This is a genomic window from Nocardia miyunensis NBRC 108239 (genome assembly GCF_001613065.1).
Classification (GTDB): Bacteria; Actinomycetota; Actinomycetes; order Mycobacteriales; family Mycobacteriaceae; genus Nocardia; species Nocardia miyunensis.
On the sequence record NZ_BDBQ01000052.1, the window covers coordinates 58,654 to 76,895 of the forward strand.

An 18,242-nucleotide genomic window follows, 5' to 3' on the forward strand; every position below is an offset into this window, starting at 1 on the left:
TCAGCAGGTCCGCTCGAGGTAGCCGTCGGGCCGGACCAGCGCCGAGACCCACGGCTGCTCCGGCGTCACCTTCCCGGTGGCCACGACGCAGCCGGGCTCCTCGGTCGGCAGTGGGGTGTCGCGGTCCGGCCGGATCGCGACACTCTTTCCTGCCGTGAGCAATTCGCTGAGCGTGCGGGTCGAGCCGTCGTCCCGGGTCACCACCAGATCGTGCTGGAATCCGGCCTGGAACTGACCGCTGATCAGCTCGGCGACGGCGTCGTGGACGACGGGAACGCCCAGCATGGCCACGACGGCGTCGCGCAGATCGGTCATCGCCGGGTTCATCATGCGCGACTGCAGCACGGTGTTCGCGACGACCGCCTCGGCCACGGCGACCCGCTCGCGCGACCAGTCCTCGAGCAGCGAGTCGTCCGATCGTCCGGTCAGCACCCGGTGCAACCGCCAGCCCAGGGTGAACGCGTCCTGCATGCCGGTGTTGAGGCCCTGCCCGCCCAGCGGGTAGTGCACGTGCGCGGCGTCGCCGATCACCAGCAGGCGGCCCGAGCGCATGCGCGTGCGGAACCGGCCGTAGTCGCTGAAGCGGGTCAACCGCGAGATATCGGCCAGGGCGGGCGGTGCGCCGAGCACCGTCCCGAGCCGCTGCAGGTACTCGCCCGTATCTGGGATGTCCCGGGTGGCGGCGGGGCCGGAGAAGTCCAGGGCGATGATCCGGGCCGCGCCGCCCGGATTCGGGTTGTGCAGCGTCCACCCCGCCGGCGTGTGATGCCAGCCGGGCGGAATGTCGGGGGTGAGCGAAGTCGCAAGGCCCGCAATGGCGTTCATGGTCGCCGGTACCGCACGGGACGGGAAGTCGCCGCACCCGGCGACCAGGCCGCGGGCGCCATCCGCGCCGACCACGTAGCGCGCGGTGATCGGCTCACCGATGCCCCCGGCGGCCGTCTCGACCCGCACGTGGACCAGATCGTCCTCGGCGACCACCGCGCGGGCCGTATGCCCGCGCAGCACCTCGGCTCCGAGCGCTCGCGCCCGGCGCTCGAAGGCGGCTTCCAGACGCGCCTGCGCTATGCCCGCTATCGGCGCGGGCTCCACCGCGGGCGCGGTGATCGACAGCACGGGCATACCCGCGAACTGGAACGGAGCGCGACGCATCGCCCCCGCGTCCCGGACGATGTCGCGGGCCCGCGCGGCGGGCAGGAAACCACGGCGCGCCAGCAGGGACAGCGACCGCGCGTGCACCGTCCCGGCCCGCGGGCGGTCGTCGGGCTCGGTCCGCGTCTCGACCACGAGGACCGATATCCGCTGGAGCGCGAGTTCGGCCGCCAGCAGCATGCCGACCGGTCCGCCTCCGATGATCGCGACGTCGACGCGACGTTCTCGCCTGGTCATGCGGGTGCGACCTCCTGTTGCACGAGATTCCGAATCGTTGATACTAGAGATGTAGTACCTACTACATATATCGTAGCTACTCGCAGATCGACCGTCCCGGGTGTTCGTCCGAACGCACCCACCATGAATCCGTTCCCCAAGGAGGACCTCATGTCGGTTGATACCGACGACGCCGCGACATCCGCGGTGGCAACGCCGAGCAGGTGGACCCTTCCGGTCGTCCTCACGGCCCAATTCATCACCCCGACCGCCATCGCGGGCACCGCAATCGCGCTGCCGCACATCTCCGCCGACCTGGGCGCGAATCCCACTGCGCTGCAATGGGTCGTCAACGGCTTCAACGTCGCGTTCGCCCTGGCCACCCTGGCCTGGGGCGCGTTGAGCGATCGCGTCGGCCATCGCCGGACCTTCGCCGCGGGCGCGCTGGTCGTCACGGTGGGCAGCGTGGCCAGTGCCGCGGCGCCGAACCTGCTGGTGCTGGATCTGGCGCGATTCGTCGCGGGCATCGGCGCGGCCGCGATCCTCACCGGATCCAGCTCGCTGCTGTCGAGCAGCTACGAAGGAGCCCGGCGCACACAGGCTTTCGCGATCTTCGGCACCGTCAACGGGCTCGGCCTGGCGCTGGGGCCGACCATTTCGGGACTGCTCGTCACCGCCTTGGACTGGCGCGGGGTGTTCGCCGTCCACGCGGTCATCCTGGCGATCGTGCTGGCGGGCACCCCGCTGCTGCCTGCCGCCGAACCGCCCGCCGGGCCGCGCGGGCCGATCCTGGACGTCTCGCTGCTGCGCGGCCGCGAGTTCCTCGCGATGTGCCTGGTGCCGGTCGCCGGATCGATCGGCTTCGTCACACTGCTGACCTACCTGCCCTCGGCCTTCAGCGGCCTCAAGCACCTGTCCGCGGGAACGAGCGGGCTGGTGATGCTGGCGATGACGATTCCGGTGCTGCTCGCGCCACTTGCCGTGGCGCAGTTGGTCTCCCGGATCCGGGCACTCACCGTCGGCGTCGTGGTGTACCTCAGCCTGGGCGCACTGCTGCTCGGCAACGCGGGGATACTGCTGCTGACCGCTGGGCATTCCATCGCCCTGGTGATCGTGCCGATGATCCTGCTCGGCCTCGGATTCGGGCTGCCCATCGGCCTGGTCGACGGGCATGCGCTCTCGGTCGTCCCGGCGCACCGCGCCGGAACGGCGGCCGGTCTGCTCAACTTCTTCCGGATCGGCAGCGAGGCCGTCTTCGTCGCGGGTTATGCCCTGATCCTGTCCACGATCGTCGGCACGCGGCTGCACGGCGCGGCCGCCGACGACACCGCGGCGGGCCAATTCGGCCATCCGGATGTGTATCGCAGCGCGTTCGTCGTCACCGTCGTCACAGTGATCGCGCTGCTGGCGATCCTCACCGCACTCATCGTGGCGATCCGCACCCGCGCGTCCGCCCCGACCTCCCCCGCCGGCACCCCGGCGGAGGAACTTCCGTCCTCATCCGAAGGAGCCCCATCATGACATCGGTGACACCTCCCGCCGTCCGATTCGACCTGCGCACGGTCCCCGGAATCCGGCCGCCGGACATGATCGAGCCGCTCGGGCAGCTCTCCCGCGGCGGCCTGCCGCAGGTCCGCCTGCCCAGCGGGCACGCCGCGGTGCATCTCACCCGATACGCCGACGTGTACCAGGTGCTCACCGACCTCGGTTTCGCCCGCGCGCGGACCAACACCGAGGACGGTGCGTCCTTCCTGCCGACCACGATGCCCACCGAGATGCTGCTCAACCTCGACCATCCCGATCACGGGCGGCTCAAGGGCTTCGTCGCATCGGCCTACAGCGCGGCGGCCATGCAGCGGCGGGCGCCCAGCGTGCGGCGCGCCCTCGACACGGTGATCGCGGCGCTGGTCGAGCAGCGGCGTTCCGGGACAGCCGACCTGATGTCGACAGTGCTGGATCCGCTGACCATCGAGGTCAATATCGACTACCTCGGCATCCCCGCGTCCGATGTCGCGTACTTCCGCGGGCTGTCCCGGCAGATGCAGCTCGCCCACGACACCGATGTGCCCCAACTGGTGGCGGACTTCTGGACGCTGTACCACTACCTGGAGGACCTGGTCGCGCGGCGGCGCGAGCTGGCCCCCGGCCTGATCCTCGACCTGCTCGCACAGCGCGACGCGGTCTCGCCGCCCGTGACCGACGCCGAATACACCGCGATCTTCCTGGGGTCGCTCGTCGGCGGCGACCAGAATGTCCTGTCGGTGATCGCCAAGATCGCCTACGTGGCGCTGGCCCGGCCCGAACTGTGGGACCACCTGGCCGATCAGCCCGACGAGATCCCCGCTGTCGTGGAGGAGTTGCTCCGCCTGCTCCCGCTGGGGCGGATCTCGACGTTCCCGAGGATCGCCACCGCGGAGGTCGTCGTCTCCGGCGGCTCGCTCCTACCGGGCGACGTGGTCTACGCCGATGCGCACAGCGCGAACCGCGATCCCGAGGTCTATCCGGATCCCTGGGTGGTGGACACGGCCCGGAAAGGCAAGCGCCACTTGCAGTTCGGTTACGGCATGCACCACTGCATGGGCGCGGCGCTGGCGCGGATGGAGATCGTGCAGACGCTCCGCGGACTCGTCGCCGAGTTCCCCGGACTGCGGCTCAGCGTCGATCCCGCCGAAATCACCTGGGACACCGGCGTTCTCGTGCACCGGCCGCTATCGTTGCCGGTCGCGTGGTGACCGGCGGGACAGGTTCGGTCCCGAAGGCGCGCGGGCGGGGCTAGGGCCTCCTCACGCGCTCCGCGCCCTGGCCGCACCGTCGGCGGCCAGGATCGCGTCCAGCAAACCGGGGAAGGCGCGGTCCATGTCGTCGCGGCGCAGCCGGGTCATCCGGCCGTTGCCGACGTCGCGCTGCCAGATCAGCCCCGCGTTGCGCAGCACGCGAAAGTGATGCGTCCGGGTCGACGTCGCCCACGGCAGCCCGAACACACTGCAGAACTGCTCGGTTCCCGGCGGCTCCGCGGCGAGCTGCGCGATGACACTGCGGCGGTTCTTGTCCGACAGCGCATGCAGCACCGCCGACAGATCGAACTCGTCGATGTCCGGATGCTCGTCCACCTGGGCCACCGCAACCACCCTTTCCGCCCGTCAGGAATCGTCCATGGTACTAAGACCATGGTACCTACCACCGATTTCAGGCGAGCCGGGTGATCTCCACGATCACGTCCAGATCGGTGGAACGGCCGCCGTGGAATATTCCCTTCAGCGGCGGGACGTCGGCGTAATCGCGGCCGACGCCGACGGAGATGTGCTGTTCATCGATGTCGGTGGCATTGGTGGGATCGTAGCCCCACCAGGTTCCGGTGAACGCCTCGATCCACGCGTGACTCTGGCCCGCGACGGTTTCGCCGATCCCGGCATCCGGCTCCGGATGCAGGTAGCCCGAGACGTAGCGGCAGGGAATTCCCATGGCGCGCAACAACAGCAAGCTCAGATGGGCATAGTCCTGACAGACGCCCTTGCGGTCCGACCAGGCCTGCACCGCGGAGGTGTGCACCGAGGTGGTGCCGGGGACGTAGGTCATCCGCGAATGCACCCACTCGGCCACGCGCCGGACCGCCTCGCCCGGATCCACACCGCGAGAGAGGTTTTCGGCGACATCGGCCAATTCGCCGTCGGCGGGGACGTGCTGGGTGGGCACGAGGAATTCGGCGTAGCGGTCGAGGTTCTCATCAGAACGCAGTTCGTCCCAGGACAATTGGGCCCCGGAAGGAGTCGCGCCGGACTCCGTCTCCACCACCGACAGTCCGGTCACCTCCAGGGCCGAGTGCGGTACATGCAGGTCGAAGGCGGTGACCGCGCTACCCCAGTAGTCCATGTAGCGGTACGGACGAGTCGCGGGAGTGGTCTCGACCCTGTTCAGGATCACGTTCTGCCGGCCGTCGGTCAGCGGCGTGAGCCTGGCCTCGTTGAAGGAGCGGGTGACCGCGTCGTCGTAGGCGAATCCCGTGGTGTGGACCACCCTCATACGCCAGCCCATGGCTGTTCCTCTCTCACAGTTCTCCGTCCACCACCTCGGTGGGGCCGAAGTGGTGGCGCGCGTCGGTCCAGGCGACCCACGGCGCGGCGTGGAAATACTGCAGGGCGATGGCCTCGTTGACGTCCCGGCAGGTCTGCTGGAGGTCGGCCAGGCGGGTCTGCAAGGCCTCGAGAAGTACTCCGGGAGCGAGGAATTCGAGTTCACTGCGAGCCCGGCCGAGCAGGCGCTGCGCCTCGTTGCGCGCCACGATCCGGGCGCCGGGAACCTGGTCCAGTTCCTGGAGATAGATCTCGGCCAACTGCACCGAATGGAACACCGAACGCGGGAAGAGCCGGTCCAGCACGATGAACTCGGCCACCAGATGGGCATCCAGCACTCCGCGATGAGTGCGCAGATAGGCGTCGTGCGCCCCGGCCGAACGCAGTACGCTCACCCAGGCGGGCGAGTTGCTCGGTTCGCCGCCGCGCGAAAGCAGCAGGCGCACAGTCATATCCACGCGCTCGAGCAGACGTCCGAGCAGCAGGAAGCGGTAGCCGTCATCGCGGCTGAGGGTGGACTCGGCTTGACCGGCGAACATCGCCGCGCGGTCCTCGACGTAGCGGAAGAACTCGTAGGGTCCCAGATCCCGGGCCGCGCGCACCGCGCCACCGAGCCCGTTGTAGGCGGTGTTCAGGCACTCCCACAGTTCGGCCGAGGTCGCCTCCCGCGCGCCCCGGGCGTTCTCCCGCGCGGCCGAGATGGACGAGACGATCGAGGCCGGTTGCCGGCTGTCGAAGGCCACCAGTTCGGTGACCGACCAGACGTCCAACTGGCCACCGGGCGGGGCGATTCCCAATACCCGCAACAACTTTCGCGCCGCCCGGTCGGGATCGACGGTGACGTCCTCGAGCAGTTGATGCACCGTCACGTCGAGGATCCGCGCGGTGTCGTCGGCCCTTTCGACATAGCGCCCGATCCAGAACAGTGATTCCGCGTTCCGCGCCAGCATCACAACCTCCTACTGCTGTTGCTGTTGCTGTTGAGACTGGGTGAGCGACAGCGTGCGGCTCTGATCGGTGTGATCGGTGGCGGCCGGTTCACTCACCAGTTCGGCGGTGGCCTCCTCCTCCCGCTCGCCGAGCGTGCGCGAGGCCAGGACCCAGGTGTCCTTACTGCCGCCGCCCTGAGAAGAATTCACCACGAGCGAGCCCTCCGGCAGCGCGACCCGGGTCAGGCCGCCGGGCAGCACCCACACCCCATCACCCTCGTTGACCGCGAACGGCCGCAGATCCACATGTCTGGCGGACAGCCCGTCGCCGATCTTGGTCGGCACCGTGGACAGCTGCACCACCGGCTGGGCGATCCAATTGCGCGGCTCGGCCCGGACCTTGCCGCGGATGGTCTCGAGTTCCTCCGGCGAGGCGTCCGGCCCGAAGACGATGCCGTATCCGCCGGAGCCCTCCACCGGTTTGATCACCAGCTCATCGATGCGGTCCAGGACCTCCTCGCGTTCGTCGTCGAGCCAGCAGCGGAAGGTGTCCACATTCGGGATCGACGGGCTCTCGCCGAGGTAGTAGTCGATCATGGCAGGGACGTAGGTGTAGACCAGTTTGTCGTCGGCGACACCGTTGCCGACCGCGCTCGAGATCACCACGTTGCCCGCGCGCGCCGCGTTCAGGATTCCCGCGACGCCCAGGACCGAATCCGGATTGAAATGCATGGGATCGAGGAAATCGTCGTCGATACGCCGGTACACCACGTCGACCTGACGTTCACCGTGCGTGGTGCGCAGGTAGACGACGTTGTCGCGGCAGAACAGATCCCGGCCCTCGACCAGTTCCACCCCCATCTGCCGGGCCAGCAGCGAATGCTCGAAGTAGGCGGAGTTGAACACACCGGGCGTGAGCACCACGACGGTCGGATCCGCGGCATTGGTGGCCGCCGAGGCGCGCAACGCCCGCAGCAGATGACTCGGATAGTCGCCCACCGGACGCACCCGGTGCGAGGCGAACAGATCCGGGAACACCCGCGCCATCGTGCGACGGTTCTCCATCACGTACGACACCCCGGACGGTGCGCGCAGGTTGTCCTCGAGCACCCGGAACACACCGCGTTCGTCCCGCACCACATCGATTCCGGCGACATGGATGCGCACCCCGTTGGGCGGGACGATGCCGACCGCCTCGCGGTGGAAGTTCGGGCAGCTGGTGATGATCCGCCGCGGGATCACCCGGTCGCGCAGAATATTCTGCTCGCCGTAGATATCGGCCAGGAACATCTCCAGAGCCCTGACCCGCTGCCGGAACCCCTCCTCCAGTCGCGCCCACTCCCCGGCCGCGATCACCCGGGGCACCAGATCCAGCGGGAACGGCCGCTCCTGCCCGGACAGGGAGAACGTGATGCCCTGGTCGATGAACGCCCGGCCGAGCGCATCCGAGCGCGCGGCCAGCTCGCCGGTGCCCATTCGAACCAGAGCCTTGTGAATTCCCCTGTAGGGCTGACGAATCCGTCCCACCGGATCGAACATCTCATCGTGTGCGGCCGGGTGATGGTCGACGTGGTAGCCATCGAAAATCCCCGGAGGATAGTGCATGGACTCGGCGACCGCTGTCATTGTCCGATGGTCCCGCATCGCACGGTCGGAGCGTCGTTCCGCAGGTAAAATTTTCGAACCAACCGTGTTTCGCCGCAAACGTTTCCGGCACCGGGAGCCGTCCGACTCCTGCGGCGACCGCGGGCCGGTTCGGCGACGCACGCGGGGACCATGTCGAGGACACGCAGATTCTCAGGCGGCCAACGGGATTGCCGCCGAACTGCCCGTGGAGCCGGCCCCGGACTCCTCCCCGGGTGCGTCATCGACGTCGGGACCGCGATCGCCTCACCGGGGCCGGGCCCTCAGGCGCGGCTCACAGCACCGCCTCCGAGCCGAAGACGGTCGCGCTCACCAGCGGCGCCATCGGGCCGCCGAGCAGCAGCGAAATATCCGCGCCCGCAACCTGATTCGTCGAGGTGCCCCGGATCTGGCGCACCGCCTCCACCGCCAGGCCGATGCCGTGCACGAACCCTTCGGCGATATTGCCGCCGGAGGTGTTGACCGGCAGCTTCCCGTCCGGGGCCCGCAAGTTGGCCACGGTCATGAACTCACCGGCCGCGGCGCCGGTCGGGCAGAGCCCGACGTCGATCAGCGAGGCGACCGCGGGCCCGGTGAAGTTCTCGTACACCTGCACCACGTCGACCTCACCCGCCTTGATCCCGGCGGAGTCCCACATCCGCGACACCAGCGCCGGATGGAATCCCGCGCTCGTGTACGCCTCCTCGTTCTCCAGTTGCTCACCCCAGTCCGGCCCCGCGCCCTGCACCCCGGACAGCACATACGCGGGCGCATGCGCGAACTGCTTCGCCCGCTCCGCCGACACCACGAGAAGTGCGCTGGCGCCGTCGTTCTCGCGCGAGCAGTCGTAGAGCCGCAACGGTTCGGCTATCCAGCGTGAATCCGCGTACACCCCGGATTTCAACGGCTTGCCGTACGCGGCCGCGTCAGGATTGCGCTGAGCATGCAGATACGAGACCTCGGTGAGCGCCTCCAGCGCCGAGCGCGGGACGCCGTCCGCCTCCAGCAACCGCTGCGTACGCAGGGCGCAGATCTGCGCGGGCGACACGATTCCGTGGGCGGTGAGCAGCGGCTGGAAATGGTCCTTGCCGTAGCTGCGCCGCCCGTCGTCGGCTTCGGTGATACCGCGGTACACCGCGACGCATTCGGCCTGTCCGGTCGCCACCGCGGCGGCCGCCGCGTTGATCGCCGCCGCGATGCCACCGCCGCCACCGCCCCAGACCATCGTCGACCAGCGGAGCTCCCGAATGCCGAGCGCGGCGCCCACCCCGACGCCTTCGCTGTGGTCGTTGGCGTAGGAGACGAAGCCGTCGATGGCCCGCGGGTCCGCGCCCGCGTCCTCGCACGCGGCGAGGATCGCCTTCAGCACGAGCGTCAGCACGGAATCCTCGCTGGTGTTCCGTTTGTGGTAGCGCGGGCTGCCGATGCCGACAACAGCCGCGGCGCCCCGGAATCCTTGTCCTGCGGTCATTTCCGTCCCGTCCTCACTGATCCGAGCTCAGTCGCCAGCGCAACACCGGCCAGCCGCCGTCGGGCGCGGCCTCGATCTCGGCCCGAACCCGTTGTCCCAGTTGCGGATCCACGCCGTCGGCGTCGAGCAGGACGCCCAGCAGACGCCGCCCGCCCGCCTGCGGCAACTCGGCCAGCACGGTGACGAACGGCAGATGCCCGGAGAACTCCGGCTCGAACAGCTGCCACGTGCGGGTCCAGGAGAAGATCGTCCCGGTGGGCTCGACCGCCTTCCACGAAACGCGAAAACCGTGGCAGCGCGGGCAGATCGGCCGCGTGGGCCAGATCCAGTTCGCGCAGTCCTCGCACTGCGGGATGCGTAGTTCGCCGACGCGCAGCCCCTCCCAGTGCGGGGTGTCGCTGCCGTCCTCGTTCGGGCCGGTGTCCTTCATCCGCGGTGGGGTCTCGGGCAGGTTCCGGACCTGGGTGACCCGCCAGCCCTCCGGCAGTTCGAGCCACCGCGACCGCAGCACGGTTTGCGCGCCGTCGGCCGCGGTGTACTTGATCCGAGCGGCGTACAGCCCGCTGTCCTCCAGCCGTAGGTCGACCAGTTCGGACTTCACGAGATCGGGCGGCAGTGCCGCGGACGCGATCAGTTGCGCGGCACGGTCGGGCCGGAAGTCCGCCAGGACCGCCGCATTGTCGCCGGCCGCTACCGCGCGGCCGTGCTGCTCGACGACCTGCACGAGATCGGCCGGGACCGAGGGGAATACCTGCTCCGCCATCACTTCGCCAGGAGTTTCTGAACTTCGCGGTGAAACACCTGGTTGCCGATCTCGTTGCGGCCGTACAGCATCGGGCCCGCGTCCTCGCTGAACATCGCTTCCTGCGAACTGCGCAGCAGCGGGAAGTCCTCCTGGTGCAACACATCCAGCAGGATCTGCCAGTTCTTCTCCCACCGGCGGTTCCACTTGTCCTCGTCGAATGAGGTGGCCTCCAACGGCGGCACCAACACCCGCATCTCCATCCAGCAGCGTCCCGGATCCCTCGGATGCGGGCGGAAGGTGAGCAGTTCGAAGTGGTCGTCCGGCAGCCGCAGCAACGTGCTGTTGGGCAGCAGGAAATGGCTCTCGGTCACGTGCCGCGCCAGGCTGTCCTGGCCGGGGTCCTCGTCGATCCAGCGATCGATCGTCTTGCGCGGCGCGAGCCAGCGGGCGTGGCGGCCGAAATCCTCGAAGGCGTAGACGTTGGTGTGGATGATCTTGCCCGCGGTGTTCGGATGCGCGTACTGGATGTGGTAGCCGTCGACGAAGGCGTCCTGCATGACCTTCCAGTTGACCGGCTCGTCGAACCCCTCCCAGCGGAACGACACGAGATCGTCCAGGTGGTAGTCGGCCATGATCCGGTCCACGTCCGGTCCGAGCCAGGCCGCCACGTCGATCTCGGCGCCCGCCTTGTCCACCAGCCAGATGAATCCGTGCCGCTCCTGCACCGGCAGTTCGATCAGCCCGAACTTCTCGTGGTCGAACTCGCCGACGGTGTTTTCGCGGGTGATCGTGCGGAGTTTGCCATCGGTGTCGTAGGACCAGCGGTGATAGCCGCAGGAGAACAGCCTGCACTTGCCCGCGGGCTGCTCCTCCAGGAGCGCACCGCGGTGGCGGCACTGGTTGACGAAGGCCTTCAACCCGCCGTCACTCTGCCGCACGATGATCACGTTGTTGCGCGGCATGCGCAGCGTGCGAAAATCGTTCGGCCGCGGCACTTCCGAGCTGTGCGCGACGATCGAGGGCACGCGCCCGAAGATCAGGTCGCGCTCCCGCTTGGCCACCGCCGGATCGGTGAACTCCTCCGGCAAGAACTCGACCGTGCCGTCGAACTGGTCGGTGGTCCCGTCCTTCAGATGGACCAGCAGACGGCGGATTCGTTTCTCGCGCTCGACATCGTATTCGGCCACGACACCTCCCAGAATTAAATCTTATGCCATTAGGTTTACGCCATCTGCTCCGCTGCTTCAAGCAGTCTGCGGCGGAACGACCGAACACAGCCCGGTCCGGATCGCGGCGAAAGCCGGGGTTCCGTGACATGAGACACGAAGTTTTGTTTGTCTCGCAGGACGGGTCATACAGTGTTGGGAAACGCTTGTGTTATCACCGAAAACTTGAACAGGGGACCCGCGAATGTCGGTCACACCGGAACATCTCACGATCGGAGGACGCGACGTCGCACTCGCGGCGGACCGCTGGATCGCACCCGACCACCACGGGGTCGTACTCCTGCTGCACGGCGGCGGGCAGACCCGCCACTCGTGGCAGCAGACCGGTGCGCGCCTGGCCGAATACGGCTGGACCTCCATAGCCCTGGACGCACGCGGGCACGGTGAGAGCGGCTGGTCCGCCGACGCGGACTACAGCCAGGACGCGATGATCGCCGACCTGCGCGCGGTCATCGCCACCCTCGACGAGCAGCCCGTACTCGTCGGCGCGTCGATGGGCGGGTTGACCTCGCTGCTGGCCCAGGGCGAGGACCCCTCGCTCGCCCGCGGACTCGTCCTGGTCGATGTCACCCCGCGGATCGAGCCCGAAGGCAGCGCCGAGATCACCGCGTTCATGCGCTCGGGCATGGAGGGGTTCGATTCGCTGGACGACGCCGCGGCGGCCGTCATGGCCTACAACCCGCACCGCAAGCGCCCGCCGCGCCCGACCGGGCTGCGCAAGAACCTGCGCGAGCGGGATGGGCGGTGGTACTGGCACTGGGATCCGGAGTTCCTCGACCGTCGCGGCGAAGGCCGCTCCGCCGAGGAGACCGCCCGCGAACTCACCGCCCGCGCCAACGCCGCGGCGCGCGCCATCCGGGTGCCCGCGCTGCTCATCCGCGGTAGCGAATCACGCATCGTCAGCCCCGAGGGGGCGCGCGAACTGCTCACGCTGATCCCGCACGCCAAATTCATCGATGTGAACGGCGCGGGCCACATGGTCGCGGGCGACGACAACGACGTATTCGCCCAGGGCCTGCTCGGTTTCCTCGACGAATGCGTGTCCGTCTGAGTAGAGCGACCACTGCCTCCGGTGAGCGACCGGGAGGCGACGGCATTCGACTGTTCCACCCCGTGCGCGACCGAAAGACCACGGCATTCGACCGCACATCCCATGATCGACCGAGAGACAACGCCGTTCGACCGCGACTCTCCATAAGTGACTGGGACACAGCGGTATTCGAGGCCGCGGCATACGTTCTCAGGGTGACTTGACGACCGGACGGGGCAGTACCGCCTTGATGCGCGACACCAGGTCGGGCTGGTCGGAGCGGGACAACAGCACACCCTGGGTTGCGGTGGCGACCTCGGCCGCCACCTCGACGGCGATGTTGCCGCCCTCCTCGGCCGCGCCGTCCGCCGCACCTTCCATGCGTCGTACCAGTTTCGCGGGGATGCAGTCCCGCGCGAGTTCGTCCCGCAGCAGGTCCGCCTCGGCTGCCGAGCCCAGGGCGTGCAGGGTCGCGACCACGGGGACGTCGCCGTCGATCACGTCGAGCAGCGGTTCGAGAGCTTCGGCCCGGTAGACCGGGCTGGTGACGATGAAGTGCGCTCCCGCATCGATCTTGCGCCGGATGCGCGCCCGGTCGGCGGCGGTGAGCCGGGGAACCGCGCGGATGCGGACTCCGATGTCGAAATGGGTCGGGGTCTCCAGGCGCAGGCCGTGCCGGTCGATGCCCTCGTTGAGGTTGCCGAGCAGCTCGATGAGCTCGACCACGTCGACGGCCCAGCGGCTCTCGCCCCACAGCGCCTCGTCACTGGGCGCACTGCCGTTGCCGCACACGAGCCGGGTGACACCGCGTGCGTGCCCGCCCAGCAGGTGCGCCTGCAACGCCATGACCGTGCGGCTCCACGTGGTGACCGTGGCGACGGCGGGTACACCGGTGCGGTCGTGGCAGGTGGCGGCCAGATCGATCGCCTGGTTGGTGCTGGTGTAGCGCGACCGCTCGGGCCCGGACGTCGCGGTGACGACCAGATCGGCCCCGGCCTCGCGCACCGCGGCCGCCGCACGCGCCGCCTGTTCCCGGTCGCTCTCGCGCGGCACCACGTAGGCTCCCAGCACCGGCGCCCCCTGGGCGTTCAGGATGAGGTCGCGCACAGGTCACCGCCTAGTCCGTTGAGGATCTCGAGAGCCAGCTGCACCGCCAGGCGATCAGTATACGAACCCAGATCCACCCCGGCGATCTCCGCGGCCCGGCGCAGCCGGTAGGCGACCGTGTTCGGGTGGGTGTGCAGCAGAGCCGCCGCGCGCTGCGGGCTCGCGTTCTCCCGGAAGTACACCGCGAGCGTCTCGCCGAAGCCGGTTCCGTTGGCCCGGTCGTAGTCGAGGAGATCGCCCAGCACGTGCCGCGTGAATCGGCCGAGTTCCGCGACGTCGCGCACCTGGGCCAGCAGCCGGTGCACGCCCAGGTCGGCGAATACGGTGACCTCGGACAGTCCCGGGAAGGTTCGCCCGATGTCCACCGCGCGTCTGGCCTCCTCGTAGGAGGTGCTGATGCGGGCCGTTCCGGTATGCGAATCGCTCAGGCCCGCGACGATCCGGATTCCGGGAAACCGCGCGCCGACCGTCTCCCGGCACAGCTTCGCCAGGCCGGTGAGTCTGCGTGCGAGGCCCTCGTCGTCGTCGCCCGGTACCAGCGTGACGACCTCGGCGCCGCGGTTGACGACCGTCGCGGTGGGACAGCGCGTGGCGATCAGGTTCTCGACCAGATCGGTGACCGCGGGCGCTGGTGCGCCCTGCGGCGAGTCCACCGCGGTCAGGAGCACTCGCTGGCGGTGCCCCGGCTCGATGCCCAGATGCCGTGCCCAGCCTTCGATGTCGGCTTCGGTGCGATCCCCGACGAGGACCAGTCCGTCGAACAGTTCGCGGCGGGCGCGTCCCGCCGCGATGGCCACGACCCGGCGGCGGCCCAGGATCACGGCGCTGACCATGGCCGCGTGCTCGGTCACCATGATGCGGGTGTCCTCCCCGGTCTCGTCCGCGTCGTGTCCCGCGGTGAGGAGATAGGCCACAGCGTCGTCGCCCACCAGGATGGGCGCGACGACGAGCGAGACTGCGCGGGCGCCGAACGCCGGGAGGGAGAGCGCGCGGCGCATCTGCGCGGCGGCGGAGATCAACTGCGCGACCGTTTCCCGGTCGCTGTCCAGCGCCGTGCCCAGCAGGTCGGCTTCGCCGGGTTCGGGGCCACCGCCGAGGGCCAGCACCGACAGCGAATCGTCCACCACCGCGGCCCACACCCCGGCCCGGCCGGCGACCAGCGCGACGATCTGGCCGAGATCACCGTCGGCCGTCGCCACACCGGACAGTTCGCTGCACAGCGCCACGATCTGATGCAGGTCCATCACTCTGCTGTCCGGAACGCTCACCGACGCTGCTCTGCACGATGCACAGCACATGGGCTCATCGGACGCTCCTGGAGATCGGTTGGTCCTGACTTTGATACCACCGAACGAAGCCGCAGGCCACCGTCCTGGCCTTTTGTGTTCGAACACAAATCGCCAGGCGTTCGTCTTGGCCTCCAGGACCGTGCGCCGGGGACCCGCGTTTTGCGAACCTGAGCCAGGCGCCGGAGAGATCGCCCGGCGCGTCCGCTCGAAGGAAGGAACAACGTGGGTGAGGCAGTGAAGGAAAGCCTTCAGGCGGCGATCGACCGGGTGGGCAACCCGGTCGAACTCCTGCGGAACCAGGCGCGACGTGCCTTTTCGCATGGTTTCGGCTTCGTCCCGGCCGAGTTCACGAACTGGCGGGCCGAAGCGCTGGCATGGCACACCTCATGCGTGCTGATGGACCAGTCGCACCACATGGTCGACCTCTTCGTCGAGGGCCCGGATACTGTGCGGCTGCTGGAACACCTGGGCGTGAACAGCTTCGCCACGTTCGGAAACAACAAGGCCAAGCAGTTCGTGGCCGTCAACAACGACGGGTACTACATCGGCGACTGCGTCCTGGTGGGGCTGAGCGACCGGTCGGCCGATCTCGTCGGCCGCCGCACGGCGCTGGACTGGGTCGAGTACAACGCGCTGACCGGCGACTGGGACGTGACGGTCGAGCGCGACCCGCAGTCCATCGAGCGCGGCGGCCTGCCGCCCAAGCTCTACCGCTACGAGATCCAAGGTCCCGCGACCGCGGCCCTGGTGGAGAAACTCACCGGGCAACCGATGCCCGAGGTGCGGTTCTTCGGCATGACCGCGTTCACCATCGCCGGCAAGCCGGTGCGGGCGATCCGGCACGGCATGGCCGGACAGGTGGGATTCGAACTGTTCGGCCCTTGGGCGGACGGGACCACGGTGCGCGCGGAGATCCTTCGCGTGGGCGGGGAATTCGGACTTCAGCAGGTCGGGTCGGTGGCCTACTCGACGGCGAATCTGGAGTCGGGCTGGATCCCGGGCCCGATGCCCGCCATCTACACCGACGAGACGCTCACCGGGTATCGCGAGTGGCTTCCCGCGGGCAGCGCGGGTTCGCTGGCGGGCAGCCTGTTCTCCAGCGACGTGACCGACTACTACGTCACGCCGTACGACCTGGGCTACGGACGGCACGTCAAGTTCGATCACGAGTTCGTGGGCATGGACGCCCTGCGTGACCGGGCCGCGGGACCGCAGCGGCGCAAGGTGACCCTGGTCTGGAATCCCGAGGACGCCGGGCGCATCTTCTCCTCACTGTGGACTCCGGGGCCGACGTTCAAGTACTTCTCCCTGCCGAAGGCACGTTACGGACAGTTCCAGATGGACGAGGTGCGCGTCGGCGGCGAGCGGGTGGGCATCTCGATGGACTGCGGGTACGTGGTGCGTGACCAGGCCGTCGTGTCGCTCGCGGTCGTCGACGAGCAATTCGCGCGGCCGGGCACGCAGGTTCGGGTGCTCTGGGGCGAGGACCCGGTGTCGGACAAGCCTTCGGTGGAGCCGCACGAGCAGTTCGAGGTTCGCGCCACCGTCGAGGCCGCCCCCCTGGACAGCTTCGCCCGCACCCGCTATCGCGGCGCTTCGCGGTCATGAGCCCGCGCGAGGTTTCGTTGCTGACCGACTTCTCCCTGGAGATCACGGGAAAGGACGTCGACCGGCTGACCGCGGCCGCGGCGAACATCCCTTTGGGAACGCGGGTGCACCTGACCTATCTGGAGAGCGAGGATCTGGAGACCCGGGTAAAAGCGGCAGGTGTGTGCGGCGCCCTCGGGCTGATCCCGGTGCCGCACGTGGCGGCGCGGCGGCTGCGGTCGCCCGGCGAACTCGAGGAGTTCCTGTCGGGCCTCGCAGATGTGTCCGCCGCCGATCGGCTGTTCGTCGTCGGCGGTGATCCGGCGGTTCCGCTCGGACCGTACCCGGACGCGTTATCGGTTCTGAAAAGCGCTGTGCCGCAACGGTTCGGCTTGGTCGAGGCCGGAATCGCCGGGTACCCGGAGGGCCATCCCGAGATCGCGACCGACGTGCTGTGGCGTTCGCTGGCGGACAAGGCCGCGCTGTTGACCGAAGCCGGGCTGGCGGGTTCGGTGGTCACCCAGTTCGGTTTCGACTCGGACGCGGTGCTGGACTGGGTCGAGCAGGTCCGCGCGCGGGGGATCGCCCTGCCGATACGCGTGGGCGTGCCGGGCCCGGCGGGCATCCGGCGCCTGGTGCGGTACGCGACCCGGTTCGGGGTGGGCACGAGCGCCGGGATCGTGCGCAAGTACGGGTTCTCGATCACCAACCTCATGGGTACCGCGGGGCCCGACCGGTTCCTGCGCGATCTGGCTCGGCGGTGGGAACCCGAACGGCACGGCGACGTGCGGATCCATTTCTACAGTTTCGGCGGAGTGGAGGCGACGGTGGAGTGGATCACGGACTTCACCGCAGGCCTCGGCGAGGAAGCGAGATCATGACGGCGGTGCGCGACCTGCGACCGGCCGCGGGGCCCGCGTCCGCGACGACGGGCGACCGGGAACCCTTGGCATCGCTGACGGTGCAGGGGCTCGACCGGCCGGGCATCGTCGCGGCCGTGACCGGCGTGCTGAGCAGACACGGCGCGAATATCGTATCGCTGGACCAGTATTCGGATGATCCGCGCGGCGGCGCGTTCTTCCAGCGGACGGTCTTCTCCGCGCGGGATCTGCCCGGGCTGCTGCCCGCGGTCCGCACGGATCTGGACACGGTGCTGCGCGAGGGCTTCGACCTCGACTTCACGCTGCGCGACCTGGCGGTGCGTAAGCGGATGGCGATCTTCGCCTCGAAGTCGGACCACTGTCTGCTGGACCTGCTCTGGCGGCATCGGCGCGGCGAACTGCCGGTCTCGGTGGCGATGGTCGTCTCGAACCACGTCGACACCGCGACCGAGGTCCGTGGGTTCGGGATCCCGTTCTTCCATGTGCCCTCCGCCGGGCCCGACAAATCCGCCGCGGAAACCGAGCATCTGCGGCTGCTCCAGGGAAATGTCGATTTCGTCGTCCTCGCCAGGTACATGCAGATCCTGTCGGGAGATTTCATCGACCGCGTCGGAGTGCCGATCATCAACATCCACCATTCGTTCCTGCCCGCCTTCATCGGCGCCGGGCCCTACGCGAAGGCCAAGGAACGCGGGGTGAAGCTGATCGGCGCGACGGCGCACTACGTCACCGAGGACCTGGACGAAGGCCCGATCATCGAGCAGGACGTGGTGCGTGTGTCCCACGCGGACAGTGCCGCGGAACTGCAACGTCGCGGCGCGGACGTGGAACGCGCGGTGCTGTCCCGAGCCGTGGCCTGGCATGCCCAGGACCGGGTCTTCCGGCAGGGCAATCACACGATCGTCTTCGCGTGAGA

The 18,242-nt window shown here is 68.8% G+C and carries 16 protein-coding genes; 6 read left to right on the forward strand and 10 right to left on the reverse strand.

Going from position 1 to position 18,242, the window contains the following annotated elements; all coding sequences use genetic code 11:
- The gene (locus NM2_RS22870; protein WP_067672441.1) at nt 1–1,389 is read right to left on the reverse strand and encodes an FAD-dependent monooxygenase; all 1,389 of its coding nucleotides are present in this window, start codon (nt 1,387–1,389) and stop codon (nt 1–3) included.
- A gap of 150 nt (nt 1,390–1,539) precedes the next feature.
- On the opposite strand from NM2_RS22870, the gene NM2_RS22875 reads away from it, so the two are divergent.
- Together NM2_RS22875 and NM2_RS22880 are read left to right on the forward strand one after the other, a co-directional pair.
- Nucleotides 1,540–2,889: an MFS transporter gene (locus NM2_RS22875; protein ID WP_084531450.1), complete on the forward strand. Its 1,350-nt coding sequence runs from the start codon at nt 1,540–1,542 to the stop codon at nt 2,887–2,889.
- Nucleotides 2,886–4,100 (forward strand): cytochrome P450, encoded by a 1,215-nt coding sequence (locus NM2_RS22880; RefSeq protein WP_067672444.1) that lies wholly within the window; start codon nt 2,886–2,888, stop codon nt 4,098–4,100. The genes NM2_RS22875 and NM2_RS22880 overlap by 4 nt, the downstream gene beginning before the upstream one ends.
- 51 nt (nt 4,101–4,151) lie before the next feature.
- Here NM2_RS22880 and NM2_RS22885 read toward each other — a convergent pair whose 3' ends face one another.
- The 7 genes from NM2_RS22885 to NM2_RS22915 all read right to left on the reverse strand — a co-directional run bounded on the left by NM2_RS22885 (nt 4,152) and on the right by NM2_RS22915 (nt 11,393).
- Entirely contained in the window at nt 4,152–4,487 is a 336-nt protein-coding gene (locus NM2_RS22885) for an ArsR/SmtB family transcription factor (RefSeq protein WP_067672607.1), read from the reverse strand.
- 67 nt (nt 4,488–4,554) lie between these two features.
- Nucleotides 4,555–5,400, reverse strand: a complete 846-nt coding sequence (locus NM2_RS22890; RefSeq protein WP_067672446.1) for a transglutaminase family protein — start codon at nt 5,398–5,400, stop codon at nt 4,555–4,557.
- 13 nt (nt 5,401–5,413) lie between these two features.
- Nucleotides 5,414–6,388, reverse strand: a complete 975-nt coding sequence (locus tag NM2_RS22895; RefSeq protein WP_067672449.1) for an alpha-E domain-containing protein — start codon at nt 6,386–6,388, stop codon at nt 5,414–5,416.
- Nucleotides 6,389–6,397: 9 nt separating this feature from the next.
- Nucleotides 6,398–7,993 carry a circularly permuted type 2 ATP-grasp protein gene (locus NM2_RS22900; RefSeq protein ID WP_067672452.1) on the reverse strand — a complete coding sequence of 532 codons (1,596 nt, stop codon included), beginning with the start codon at nt 7,991–7,993 and terminating at the stop codon, nt 6,398–6,400.
- A gap of 292 nt (nt 7,994–8,285) precedes the next feature.
- The gene (locus NM2_RS22905; RefSeq protein ID WP_067672455.1) at nt 8,286–9,461 is read right to left on the reverse strand and encodes a thiolase C-terminal domain-containing protein; all 1,176 of its coding nucleotides are present in this window, start codon (nt 9,459–9,461) and stop codon (nt 8,286–8,288) included.
- 13 nt (nt 9,462–9,474) lie between these two features.
- Nucleotides 9,475–10,224 (reverse strand): Zn-ribbon domain-containing OB-fold protein, encoded by a 750-nt coding sequence (locus NM2_RS22910; protein ID WP_067672458.1) that lies wholly within the window; start codon nt 10,222–10,224, stop codon nt 9,475–9,477.
- Nucleotides 10,224–11,393: an aromatic ring-hydroxylating oxygenase subunit alpha gene (locus tag NM2_RS22915; protein ID WP_067672461.1), complete on the reverse strand. Its 1,170-nt coding sequence runs from the start codon at nt 11,391–11,393 to the stop codon at nt 10,224–10,226. Before NM2_RS22915 ends, NM2_RS22910 begins: the two co-directional genes overlap by 1 nt.
- 223 nt (nt 11,394–11,616) lie before the next feature.
- Here NM2_RS22915 and NM2_RS22920 point away from each other — a divergent pair, with 223 nt between their 5' ends.
- The gene (locus tag NM2_RS22920) at nt 11,617–12,483 is read left to right on the forward strand and encodes an alpha/beta fold hydrolase (protein ID WP_067672465.1); all 867 of its coding nucleotides are present in this window, start codon (nt 11,617–11,619) and stop codon (nt 12,481–12,483) included.
- A gap of 189 nt (nt 12,484–12,672) precedes the next feature.
- On the opposite strand, the gene NM2_RS22925 is transcribed toward NM2_RS22920, so the two are convergent.
- Together NM2_RS22925 and NM2_RS22930 are read right to left on the reverse strand one after the other, a co-directional pair.
- A complete protein-coding gene (locus NM2_RS22925) occupies nt 12,673–13,569 on the reverse strand; it encodes a methylenetetrahydrofolate reductase (protein ID WP_067672468.1) in 897 nt (298 codons plus the stop codon).
- Nucleotides 13,551–14,837 carry a PucR family transcriptional regulator gene (locus tag NM2_RS22930; protein WP_169816224.1) on the reverse strand — a complete coding sequence of 429 codons (1,287 nt, stop codon included), beginning with the start codon at nt 14,835–14,837 and terminating at the stop codon, nt 13,551–13,553. Before NM2_RS22930 ends, NM2_RS22925 begins: the two co-directional genes overlap by 19 nt.
- Before the next feature lie 243 nt (nt 14,838–15,080).
- On the opposite strand from NM2_RS22930, the gene NM2_RS22935 reads away from it, so the two are divergent.
- From NM2_RS22935 to purU, 3 genes are read left to right on the forward strand one after another with little or no spacing between them, the layout of a single operon-like run.
- Entirely contained in the window at nt 15,081–16,466 is a 1,386-nt protein-coding gene (locus NM2_RS22935; protein ID WP_218025967.1) for an aminomethyltransferase family protein, read from the forward strand.
- Entirely contained in the window at nt 16,463–17,326 is an 864-nt protein-coding gene (locus NM2_RS22940) for a methylenetetrahydrofolate reductase (RefSeq protein ID WP_067672476.1), read from the forward strand. Before NM2_RS22935 ends, NM2_RS22940 begins: the two co-directional genes overlap by 4 nt.
- Nucleotides 17,323–18,240 carry a formyltetrahydrofolate deformylase gene (purU, locus tag NM2_RS22945; protein WP_067672478.1) on the forward strand — a complete coding sequence of 306 codons (918 nt, stop codon included), beginning with the start codon at nt 17,323–17,325 and terminating at the stop codon, nt 18,238–18,240. The genes NM2_RS22940 and purU overlap by 4 nt, the downstream gene beginning before the upstream one ends.
- The last annotated feature ends 2 nt before the right edge of the window (nt 18,241–18,242 follow it).